Source organism: Streptomyces sp. SP18BB07, from assembly GCF_036322545.1.
In the GTDB taxonomy this organism is placed as follows: Bacteria; Actinomycetota; Actinomycetes; order Streptomycetales; family Streptomycetaceae; genus Streptomyces; species Streptomyces deccanensis.
Genome location: NZ_JAQYWT010000270.1, coordinates 21,026 through 32,236 on the forward strand (window position 1 = coordinate 21,026; position 11,211 = coordinate 32,236).

General features: G+C 67.8%; 8 protein-coding genes and 2 pseudogenes. 3 read left to right on the forward strand and 7 right to left on the reverse strand.

All coding sequences use genetic code 11. From position 1 onward, the window contains the following. Window positions 1–62: 62 nt before the first annotated feature. Window positions 63–506, reverse strand: a complete 444-nt coding sequence (locus PUR53_RS11885; protein WP_329894639.1) for a hypothetical protein — start codon at window positions 504–506, stop codon at window positions 63–65. Window positions 507–1,719: 1,213 nt separating this feature from the next. Here PUR53_RS11885 and PUR53_RS11890 point away from each other — a divergent pair. Then, entirely contained in the window at window positions 1,720–2,373 is a 654-nt protein-coding gene (locus PUR53_RS11890) for a M15 family metallopeptidase (protein ID WP_329908277.1), read from the forward strand. Between the two features lie 398 nt (window positions 2,374–2,771). On the opposite strand, the gene PUR53_RS11895 is transcribed toward PUR53_RS11890, so the two are convergent. The 6 genes and pseudogenes from PUR53_RS11895 to PUR53_RS11920 all read right to left on the reverse strand — a co-directional run bounded on the left by PUR53_RS11895 (window position 2,772) and on the right by PUR53_RS11920 (window position 9,043). After that, entirely contained in the window at window positions 2,772–3,290 is a 519-nt protein-coding gene (locus tag PUR53_RS11895) for a hypothetical protein (RefSeq protein WP_329908278.1), read from the reverse strand. A gap of 137 nt (window positions 3,291–3,427) precedes the next feature. Beyond that, window positions 3,428–4,603: a sialidase family protein gene (locus tag PUR53_RS11900; protein WP_329894531.1), complete on the reverse strand. Its 1,176-nt coding sequence runs from the start codon at window positions 4,601–4,603 to the stop codon at window positions 3,428–3,430. Next, window positions 4,591–5,163 (reverse strand): RICIN domain-containing protein, encoded by a 573-nt coding sequence (locus PUR53_RS11905; RefSeq protein ID WP_329894530.1) that lies wholly within the window; start codon window positions 5,161–5,163, stop codon window positions 4,591–4,593. The genes PUR53_RS11900 and PUR53_RS11905 overlap by 13 nt, the downstream gene beginning before the upstream one ends. A gap of 209 nt (window positions 5,164–5,372) precedes the next feature. Next, window positions 5,373–5,483, reverse strand: a pseudogene (locus tag PUR53_RS11910) (transposase family protein); the annotation flags it as partial. A gap of 191 nt (window positions 5,484–5,674) precedes the next feature. Beyond that, window positions 5,675–7,738: an RICIN domain-containing protein gene (locus tag PUR53_RS11915; RefSeq protein ID WP_329908279.1), complete on the reverse strand. Its 2,064-nt coding sequence runs from the start codon at window positions 7,736–7,738 to the stop codon at window positions 5,675–5,677. Window positions 7,739–8,005: 267 nt separating this feature from the next. Continuing rightward, complete coding sequence (locus PUR53_RS11920) at window positions 8,006–9,043, reverse strand: LacI family DNA-binding transcriptional regulator (RefSeq protein WP_329894528.1); 1,038 nt, start codon at window positions 9,041–9,043, stop codon at window positions 8,006–8,008. A gap of 505 nt (window positions 9,044–9,548) precedes the next feature. Between PUR53_RS11920 and PUR53_RS11925 the strand changes: the two genes are divergently transcribed. Further along, window positions 9,549–10,862, forward strand: a complete 1,314-nt coding sequence (locus PUR53_RS11925) for an ABC transporter substrate-binding protein (RefSeq protein WP_443080297.1) — start codon at window positions 9,549–9,551, stop codon at window positions 10,860–10,862. A gap of 37 nt (window positions 10,863–10,899) precedes the next feature. Further along, window positions 10,900–11,211, forward strand: a pseudogene (locus PUR53_RS11930) (sugar ABC transporter permease); the annotation flags it as partial.

Below are 11,211 nucleotides of genomic sequence, written 5' to 3' on the forward strand. Positions count from 1 at the left end.
GGGATCGTCCGGAGGCCCGGCGCCGCGGACGCGGTCGCCGGACCCCTTGCTCGTGCGGACGGTCAGAAACAACCGCCCGGGTTGGAGGTGCTGAGCTGCAGAGAACTCGCCGTCAGCAGGGCCGACTTGTGCTCGGCCTGTCTGCCGGGCGCGATGCAGATGAGCATCCCGCCGGTGTAACCGCTGTTGAGGTAGTACTTGCTGTAGTAACCGCCGGTGCTGGAGTTGCTGGCCGACCAAGCGTTGTCGTTGACGCTCGTGTTGGCGCCGGCACTGCCGAAGTTGGTCCGGTTGAACGTGTCGCCCGCGAAGTTCGTGTCGCTGTTGAAGTACCTGTGCTGGGCGCTGTCGAAGCCGGACCAGAAGACGCAGTGGTAACCACCGTCGCAGTTGGTGCCTGCGGCGGCCGGGGTCGCCAGTCCGGCGATGATCAGTGGCGCGGCAAGAAGAGCAGCGGCGGCCGCCTTCACAGAGGTCCGGATGCTACGTATGCGTGATGCGCTCATGTCGCTCCTTGGAGGGGTGTGATGGGATGGGCAGCGGGCCTCGGAGGACCATGGCGTGCGGGGTTCCGAGCACGGCCCGACTCTCGCGGGCATCCGACCTGATGACGTTTCTGACCACCCGGCCGGGGCCGACGCCTAAGAGGCTGCTCAGAGGGCCACCGTGCGACAAGACGTACCGGCGAAATGGGATGCTGGGATGCCGTCGGCGTCCCCGACCTGCGCACGCTGGTGCGCGATGGGACGCGCCTGGGACACGAATGCACTCCTGAGGTTGTGGGCGGGTAGAAGTCCCCCTCGGCCGGCGCCCCTCGCCGGCCCCTTCGCGCCCTGCCGACGCCGAGCGGCACAGGCATTCCGGCTCACAAATCGGCCAAACACCTCGTAAGCACGGGGCAATGGAGCCGGTGGTCACCCGCACTGTGCCCAGGGCCGCGTTGGGCAACATCACGAAGTCTTGACCGGCGCGCCCGTCAGGCGGCTGCCGCGCCCCTCCGAGACGCAACGTCCTGCGCAGGAGGGGCTGCCACAGCTCCGCAGCGATACCACAACGTCCTCGCCGACCCTGGCAAAGGCCGTCTTGCGGGCCGGGAGCGTCACCTGGTGTCGACCTCGCGAGCGCTGGGGCCGTACGGGCTGCGGGCTGAGACGAATCTCGGCCCTGGCCCTTCTCCCGGGTGAAGCGGACGTCAAGGCTGCAGGGGTCGTCGGGGTCGAAGGTCGCGCAGAGGGTCTTGCCGCCGTCGACGACCGCGAAGTCGAGCGCGCAGTCCCAGTCCCAGTCCGTGCGGGCCAGTCCGAGGCCGATCCAGGAACCCGCGATCGCCGTCTTGACTGTGTGGCTTCCGTTGGCGTCGTCGACGAAGAGCCCCAAGTGCCGCCCGATTTCCCGCTGGGGCGGTCGGCCGTGGCGAGCTTCTCGGAATCGAGGCCCGTGGGGGGTGAACTCCCGGTCAGCGGAGAGGGAGCCCTGAGCCCTTTCGCCGTCCGGTCCCTTCCCGGTCCCGACGCTGTGCTCTGCCGGGACCTTCGCCGTGTCCCCCGCTGGCGGCGCACGCCGCCGCCGGCAGAAGGGGATGCAAGACGATGGCAGCCGGGTGGCCGGTCCAGGTGGATGCCGTCCTTGCTAGCGCTGTGACCAGGAACGTTCGCCGGGCGCCATTGGGCAACGTTGTGGTCGTTGATGACCGGGAAGCACTCGCGAGATCATCGCGGGATGAGTGAGATCATCTTGATGTCGGATCCACGGGTAGCGGCCGTCCCCGTCTACGAGTGCGGTGAGCCGCTGGTCGATGTCCGGAGAGGGCCACTTCTTGTGGACGTGCGGAAGCAGGACGACTCGGACGCCTTCTTCTACCTGCGGGAAGGCGTGCTGGAACGTCTCCTCCAGGCGCAGGCGCGCTTGCCGGCTGGGCTGAGGCTCCTGGTGGTTGAGGGCTATCGTCCCCCGGAGCTACAGCGCCGCTACTTTGGAAAATACGCGGCGAGACTGCGAGCTGAGCAGCCTGAATGGTCCGAGGAACAGATCCGGTCGGCGGCAAGCCGCTTCGTGTCACCACCGGAGATCGCGCCACACAGCGCGGGAGCGGCAGTGGATCTGACACTCGCGGATGCGGACGGCCGTGAACTGGATCTGGGTACACCGATGAACGCGACTCCGGAAGAGAGCGCCGGCACCTGCTACACCGACGCTGCCGGGATCAGCGCACAGGCGCGCACGCACCGGGAGATCTTGGGGCGCGTGCTGACCGCCGCGGGCTTGGTGAACTACCCCACGGAGTGGTGGCACTGGTCGTTTGGCGACCGCTACTGGGCGCTGGCCACTGGAGCGGCAAGCGCCTGTTACGGACCGAGTCAGCAGGACACGTGAATTGGAGTAATTGCCAATATGCGTGGGTCAGTTGAGAGTCAGGCTGCGACGGGCCTGGGGCATCCGACCAGTTGGCTCGGTCACGCTCTACTGGCGGGGCGCCTCAGCCACCGGAAACAGGCAGCCCGGCATCAAGAGTGGAGATGCTCGCCGTGAGGTCCCGTGAATGCCTCGCTGGTCGAGTCGAGGGGTGTGCCAAGGCGGCGTGCGACAGCCGGCAGCAGGTTGAGCTGGCGCTTCACGGTGACGAACCAGCCCGTCGCTATACCGCGAGTAATGGCCACACAGCAGCCCCTGGGCGGCCCGCTGACCACACCGGGCGAGGCGATCGACCCCCTCTCCTTCAGCTCGGACGGCGCCGCCCTGTACGCGAGCAGCGCCCACGCCCCGCTCCAACGTCACCCGTCGTCGCGATCGTCGGATGGTGATGATCTGCCATCGCTGGCGCGCCAGTGACGCGTACCGCTGCTGTTCATTGCCGCCTCCCTCGGCGAGGGCTCAGCGCTCCTCCGACGGCCACAATTACACCAACGCGCCTCTCGACATACGAGAGGCGTCGCTTGGGCATTGGTGAACTCCTCAAGAATCTGGGCAGGAGTCGGCCGCAGTGCTGGATCGGGGAACGGGTCGACTCCAACGGCATGGCACAGCACCATGCCGAGAGCAGCGGTGACCAGGGCGTGCAGGGTGACCAGGCACAGGGCCGTCCGGTAGGCGATCCGCTGGAGCGGTATCAGCCACAGGTGGCGCAGGTTCTCGCCGTCCCGGCGGAGGGCATGGGCTGCGAGGGCGAGTTGGGCGATGCAGAACACGCCCCAGGCGATGGCCGGGACCGAAGCCGTCCCCGTCACGAGGCTGTAGAGGGCGACGGCATCCGTCAAAGGGGCGGCCAGCGGCAGGACGAGCTGGAACAGCACCAGGTAGGGAAGGGTACGGCGGCCCAGGCGGAGCCACTCGTAAGCGGGCCGAGCGCGCCGAAGTGCTCTCGTGGACTTTCGCCGCCGACCCGACTGCTTGTCCTCCGGAAGCAGCCGGGTCGGCGGAGCCGGTCGGGCTATGTGTCGGAGATGTCGAGCTTGCTCACCAGGATGGCCGAGGTGTCGTGCTCCCAGACGATGAAGTACTTGCCGGGCGCGTACTCGTCGCCCATCGGGTACGTGTCCCAGCCGGCGCCGGTGCCGGCCGGTGTCGGGTCGGTGGGACCGGCCGGGTTGGCGAACAGCTTGCTGCTCGACCAGGCACTGCCGGGGTTCTTGGTCCGGTAGTTCAGGACCTGCCGAATCGGGTCCGAGTCGGTGTTGTAGATGGTCAGATACCGGCCGGTGCTGTCCTTGGTGAAGTAGCTCTTGGAGTCGTTGTTGGGCACGTTGGTGTCCAGGGCGAGGTTGCTCCAGGACTCGCCGCCGTTCGTGCTGGTGGCCGTCAAGGCGAACGTCGGTGATGTGCCGTCAGGGGGACTGCTGCGGGCGACCATGAGCAGCTTGTTCGGGTCGTCCTGGGAGATGACCAACTGCGGTTCGCCGGGCAGGTGGTCGGTCGGGTTCGGGGCGGCGGTGCCGGCCGTCCAGTCCCGGAGGTTGTCGGAGTACAGCGCCCCGACCTGCCTGCCCGTCCACCAGGCCGGCATGACGTACCTTCCGTCGGCCATCTGGACCGGACGTCCGGCGAGGGCGAGGTTCCCGTGGTCGGCGAGCGGCAGATTGACGGTGAAGTCGTGCCAGGTGTGCCCCCCGTCGGTGCTCTCCTTGGCGACGATGGCGTCGATCGGCAGGCCTCTGCGGTTGGCGGGCGAGGTTCTGCCCATGTACGCGAGGATGCGGTCGCCCGTCTTGTAGAGCTCGACGTAGTGCCAGGAGTGTTCGCTGGTCTCCTGCGCCAGGGTTTGCGGGCGGCTCCAGCTCGCGCCGCCGTCGGTGGTGTACGAGTACCTGATGTACCCGTGGTCCACGACCGGTCCCGAGGTGTCGGTGATCACGGTGGCGGTGGTGCCCTCCCGCCACACCACGACCGCGTCGTTCGCGCTGGTGCTGATGATGTCGGGGGTGCGAGGCCCGTCGCCCTCGGTCGCCGTGTTCTGGTAGGCGACCTTCGGGGCGGAGATACTCGCGGCGGACGCGCGGTCCGGGGCGATGAGCAGGGTCACGAGCAGCGCGGCGACGAGACCGAGGAGACCTGCCGGCAGGGCCGGCCGGGGCCGTCGCGAGGCACGTTGTTCCGTTACCAGAGCCATTGCTGATCCTTGTTCGTGCCGCAGGTCCACTGAGCGGGCTTGACTCCGTTGGCCGTTTCGGTGCTGAGGACGGCCAGGCAGAACTTGCTGTTGGCGTTCGTCAGCCGGTCGATGGAGTCGTGTGCCCAGACCTGCACGCCGCCGCCACCGCCGTCGCAGGTCGACTGGACGGAGATGGCGCCCTGGACCTTGCTGTTGCCCGCCACGGCGAGGCATCTTCCGCTCGCCAGGTTCTTCACCTGATAGCCGCCCGTCACGGGGATGAGCGCCCAGTACTGGGTCTCGCTGGTGCTGCACGTCCACTGGATCAGCTCGGCGCCTTCGACGTCCGTGTTAGGGCCCGGCACGGCGAGGCACTTTCCGGTGCCCTGGTTGTAGAGCCGGGCGTAGACGGGGTCCGCGGCGGCCTCGGCGGTGACCGCCTCGGTCGTGGTGGTCGTGGTGGCGGTGGTGGTCTCTGCCGCCGTCGCCGTGCCGGTGAGTGAGGAACCGGTCAGGACAGGCGCAGCCAGCAGGGCGACGGCCGCCATGGCGAGGGGAATCCGGAAGGGTCTACCCATGGAGAAGTTCTCTCGATTCGGGTGAAACGTACGTGCTCATCACGCCACCAGAATGGGGAGCGGGTCCTGAGGCTGTCGTTATCACTGGGTCCACAAAGTTTTGACGCTGCGTCTACTCGCCCCTGCGCAGGGCCTGGAACCGGTATCCGTGGGCGAGATCCCGTACGTGGTGCGGAAGGCGGGTGACGTCGGAGGCGCGGGGTTGCCCCACGGGTGACGGTGGAGCGGTCGACGCCGAACAGCAGTCCCAGCACCGCGTGCGGTAGGTCGTGCCGCAGATGGATCAGCGTGGCCACCAGCCGGTCAACGAACACCGTTTCGACCGCATAGCAGGGCTTCGAGCTCTACGTCGAGACAATGTGTGAGGAGAAACAGCGCCTGCGGAGGGCCTGACGCCTGACGCCTGACGCCTGAGACCGGTGCTCGGGTTCGTCGATCGGGCCCTGGTGAACGCGGAGAGCGGGCGTGGATACACGCCCGCTCCCGCACCATCCGCAGCATCCGCAGCCGCTCAGTTGATGCGGACGATCTTCCAGAGCTGGTCGTCGTTGTTCAGGTCGTTCCACTGCACGACTGCCGCGCCGTTGCTGGTCGAGGACTGGCCGACGGCGGCGTTGAAGCCGCTGCCCACGTTCTTGAGTTTGTAGTAGCCGTTGCCCGCGTCGGTGAGGGTCCACTTCTGCGAGTTGGCGGTGGACGGTGTGTTCTGGACGACGGCGGCTCCGGCAGCGGTGGAGCCGCTACGGATGTCCAGATTCAGGTTGCTGTTGACGTTCCTGATGGTCCAGGCTCCGCCGCCGGCGGACTGGAAGGTGAACAGCTGGCAGAAGCAGGCCGAGTTCTGCCACTGCTGCGCTGCCGTGTTGGTGGCGGTCGAGCCCTGCGGGATGTCGAGGTACTTGCCGCTGTTCTTGTTGACGAGGACGTACTGCCCGGTGCCCAGCGGGGGCAGAGCGGTCTGGGTGAGGTCCCAGCGCTGGCAGGCGCAGCTGGTGCCGCTCCACTGGACGGCGGCGGTGCCGACCGCGGTGGAGGCGTTCGGGATCTCCAGGTACTTGCCGGTCACACGGTTGGTGATGCTGTACCCGCCGGCCTGGTGCGGGGAGACGGCCCACTCGTGGTCCAGGGTGCCGTTGTCGTCCCACTGCAGGATCCTGGCGCCGTCGGCGGTGGACTGGCTCTCCACACCGAGGACCTTGCCGCTGGCCACGTTGAAGATCTTGAAGTAGCCGGAGCTCTGCTGCACGAAGCGCCACTGCTGGTCGGTGGCGTTGTCGGCGGTCTGCTGAGTGGCGCGCGTGCCGTTGGCGGTGGAACCGCCCGCGATGCTCAGCATGAGGTTGCTGCCCGCGTTCGACACGGTGTACGTGGCGCCGTCCGAGATGCCGCCGCCGAGGTCGATGGTGCTGTAGGTGACGGGGTTGGAGAGGTTGCTGCCTCCGTTGCCGCCGCTGAGCACGAGCAGGCTGTGGCCGTCGGACAGCGGGACCATGCCGCGGCTGTAGCCGTTGGCGACGTTGGAGGTGATCCGCGTCCAGGTGTTCGCGGCGCCGTTCTGGGTGTTGAGGAACAGGTCGCTGGTGCTGTAGGCGCCGACGACGAGCGTGCCGTTCGGACCTCCGGTGGGCAGCCATGTGACGTACGGGGTGCTGGTGGGGACCACGCCGTCCGTCGACCGCAGGGGAATGCCGGTGACGGAGTCGAAGTCCTCCGGGTCGGCGGAGATCTTGTAGTAGACGGCGAAGTTGCCCGAGGGCGAGCCGCCGTACTCGTACGTCATGACGTAGTTGCCGTTGGGCAGCTTCGCGACGCTGGGCATACCCGGGCGCTGGCTGTAGGTGGGCATCGCCACGTCGTCCACGACCGGACCCCAGTTACGGAGGTCCGTGGTGACCTGGTGCACGAGCTTCTGGCCGTGGTCGGGGTCGCGCTGGTCGGAGTAGTAGACGATCAGCTTGCCGTTGGCGTGGAGGAAGAAGGGCTCCCAAACGGGGGTGTTGCCGTTGCCGTTCTGGTCGTACGCGGGGCCGCCGGTGGCGATGTTGCTGACGAACGTCCAGGTCTGTCCGCGGTCGGTGCTGGCGTAGACATCGATCTTGATGGCGGAGCGGTCCGAGGGGACCGAGGCTCCGGCGGCCAGGATGGTGCCGGCCGGGAAGCCGCCCACCGCGGTGGGCAGTTCGTACAGCTCGGGCTGCCAGCGCATGCCCCAGCCGTTCTGCGTGTCGGCGACCTCCGAGATCTTCGACCAGGAGTTTCCGTTGTTGGTGCTTCGGTAGATCGGGAAGACCGGTGTGCCGGAGGTGTACTGCTCGAACGTCGCCAGCATCGTGCCGTTGGCCGAGCCGTTGTGCTGCATACGCATCGCCCGCGGGTAGAGCGACCCGGGCGAGGGCGCACCCGACGGCGGGGTGTACATCGTCTGCGAGGGACGGGCCAGGGCGTCCGCCCGGCCGGTGGGCAGAACCATGGTCATCGCCGCGACGAGCAGGACGAAGGCCACGGACAAGAGGGAGATGGGACGGCGGGAACGCGGAGCGGCGCCGGATCTGGCGCCTGTCTGCGCAGGGGACATTGCGGCTCCCAGGGAAAAGGGCAAGGTGTGTTTCGGTGTCCGCCGCCGGCTCGGAACGGCTCGGAGGTGACGCGGCGGAGTTCGTTGGGCGCGTTGCCCGAGTGACGGCCGGGTGACGGCCGGGGTGACAGCCGGGGTGACGCTGCCGGGCGCGAGTCGCTGCGCGGGGGCGCGTCGACAGGCGCGGAGTGGCGGGGGTGGAGGGGCGGAGGTGGAGCGCCCCGGCGTGTGGGTGCGCCGGAGCATTGGCGCTTGCTACGACCGGGATCAGGGGGACGGTGGAGGCGCCGTGGAACCGCGGACGATCAGTTCGACGGGTGGATCGTTCGCCGGCGGCAGCTCGGTGTCGGGCTGCTCCATGGCGTGGAGGAGGAGCCGGATTCCCTCGCTCGACGCCGCCTCGAAGGGTTGACGGGCGGTGGTCAGAGGCGGGGAGACGTAGGCGAAGACGGGGTTGCCGTCGAAGCCGACGACACTGACGTCCTCCGGCACACGACGACCGCTTTCCCGTAGGCCGTGGATCAGTCCGATGGCCATCTCGTCGCCCGCGGCGAACACCGCGGTCACGGAGCGGTCCGAGGCCAGTCCGAGGCCCGCGGCATACCCGGAGGCCGCCGACCAGTCGCCGTTCAGCACGGGTGGTTCGTGCGCGCCGCGGGCCGCCAGCGCCGCCCGCCATCCCTCGATGCGGTCCTTGGTGGCGTACCACCGGCGTGGACCGGCGAGGTGATGGACGGTCGTGTGTCCCAGGTCCAGCAGGTGTTCGGTGGCCGCGCGGGCCAGCTCGTGGGCCCCCACGCCGACGGTCAGTGTCCGGGCGGCGGTGAAGGCGGGCGGCGCTCCGACGAAGAGGACCGGCACGTCGACGCCGACCGGGACCTCACCCTCGACGATGGGTACGGAGACGACGATGCCGTCCACGCCCTGCTCCAGGAGTGACTCCAGCGCGCCGGCGATGCTGTGCGGGTCGCCGTCCGGGGTGTTGACGACGCGCAGCGCGTAACCGGCGTCCCGTACGGCCTGTTCGATGCCCACCAGCAGGGAGGCGGTTCCGTACCCGGCCGTTGCCAGAGCGACGACACCGATGGACCGGGTACGGCCGGAGGCCAGTGCCCTGGCCGCGTGGTTCAAGCGGTAGCCGAGTTCCTCGGCGGCCGCCAGGACACGTCGGCGGGACTCGTCGGAGACGTACGGCTCGTTGTTGAGGACCCGGGAGACCGTCTTGCGTGAGACACCGGCCAGCCTGGCCACGTCCTCACTGCGCGGCGCGGAGGAGGCTGCACCGCGCTCCACCCCTGTTGTCATGAAGTCTCCTCATGGCCGAGTGTTCGCCATCGAACGAGGTCAAGTGAATGACCGCGCGGTCTGACCGCGCGGTCAATGTGTACGCACACGCCGAGCGCACGTCAAGAGTTCACGCAACGCCACTTGCCTCCGATGCGAGAGGACGTCGAGGCCTGCGGCCGGGCGGAGGGGGTGCATCAGGCATGCGAGGAAACCCGTTCTACCTTCATTTCTGCAGCTCAAGCGACCTTTTCCTCATGCGGAACGACTCGACGGCCCGCCGGGACAGCCCTGCCCGTCGGCTGCGACTGCCCGCACATCGGGCTCCCGGCCGGACCTGATGCGTCGCACATCACCCGACGCGGAGTCTTGACAGCCGGCACACGGAGCGTTCACGCTTCCTGGCGACCACCGATCGCATTTGTTCGATCGTGTTTAGTTCTCGCCGTGCAGCGGCCACTTCTCCGCCCACCCTCTTCGGCTGACGCGCCGAGTCCGGGTACCGCCAGCCCTGTCAGGAGTCGAAATGCGCCCTTCATCCCTTGGTCAGTCCATGCCTGACACCAGTCGTCGCACCGTGCTCCGGGGACTCGGCGGAGCCGCGCTTCTGGGTGCCGGCATCCCCCTGCTGGGCGCCTGCGCGGGCAGTTCCGAGTCGTCGGGCTCCACCAAGACCGTCACCGTCGGCTCCAACGCGTCGGACGCGGTGCCGAAGAAGGGTTACGCCGACGTCTACGCGGCCTTCACGAAGCAGTCCGGGATCGCGGTCGACATCAACACCAAGGACCACAACACCTTCCAGGAGCAGATCAACACCTATCTGCAGGGCACCCCGGACGACGTGTTCCAGTGGTTCGCCGGCTACCGGATGCAGTTCTTCGCGGCCAAGGGGCTCGCCTCCCCCATCGACGACGTGTGGAAGACGATCGGCGGCAACTTCCCTTCGGCCATGCACGACCTGAGCAAGGGTCAGGACGGCAAGTATTACCTCGTGCCCCTCACCACGTCCCCGTGGGCGGTCTTCTACCGCAAGAGTGTCTTCCAGCAGTACGGCTACGAGGTCCCCACCACCTGGGACGCGTACATCGCCCTGTGCAAGCGGATGAAGAAGGACGGTCTCGTCCCGATCGCGTACGGCGACAAGGACGCCTGGCCGGCGATGGGGTCCTTCGACCAGATCAACTTCCGCCTCAACGGCTACGACTTCCATGTCGAGTTGATGGCAGGCAGGGCGTCGTGGACCGACGCGAAGGTCCGCAAGGTCTTCGACACCTGGGCCGAGACCCTCCCCTACCACCAGGAGGGCGCGGTCGGTCGCACCTGGCAGGACGCCGCGCAGACCCTGGTGGCCAAGAAGGCCGGCATGTATATGCTCGGCATGTTCGTGGCCCAGCAGTTCACCGACAAGGCCGACCTGGACGACCTCGACTTCTTCCCCTTCCCGGAGATCGACCCGGCGTACGGGCAGGACACCGTCGAGGCCCCCACCGACGGCATCATGCTCAGCAAGAAGCCCAAGAACCATGCCGGATCCGTCAAGCTGCTCGAATTCCTGGGCACGGCCGAGGCCGAAGAGATCTACCTGAAGGCCGACCCGAGCCTGATCGCCGCCTCCACGAAGGCCGATACCTCCGGCTACAGCGCCCTGCAGAAAAAGGGCTACGAGATGATCAGCCAGGCGAAGCATCTCACCCAGTTCATGGACCGTGACAGCCGCCCCGACTTCACCTCCACGGTGATGCAGCCGGCGCTGCAGAAGTTCATCCGCGACCCCAAGGGTATCGACAGCCTGCTCTCGTCCATCGAGCGGCAGAAGAAGACGATCTTCGCGTCCGGCTGAGCCCGGCCCCCTTCCGAAGCGGATGAACACCGACATCATGAGCTCCGAAACGACCACGAAGATCCCGGAGGCGGCCGCGGTGCCGCCTCCGGGCGCCGCGATGCCGCAAAGGCGGGTTCCGCAGGGCCACCAGCGCCTGCTGACCCGCCGGGACAGGCTGACGCTGGGTCTGATGGCGGGTCTGCCGACGATCCTGCACGTCGCCCTTGTCTGGGTGACGGCCCTGGCGTCGATCCTGCTGGCCTTCACCACCTGGGACGGCATCGGCTTCGACTCCATCAAGTGGGTCGGGCTGCACAACTTCACGGAACTGTTCACCAACAACCCGCAGTTCTGGCCCGCCGTCGAG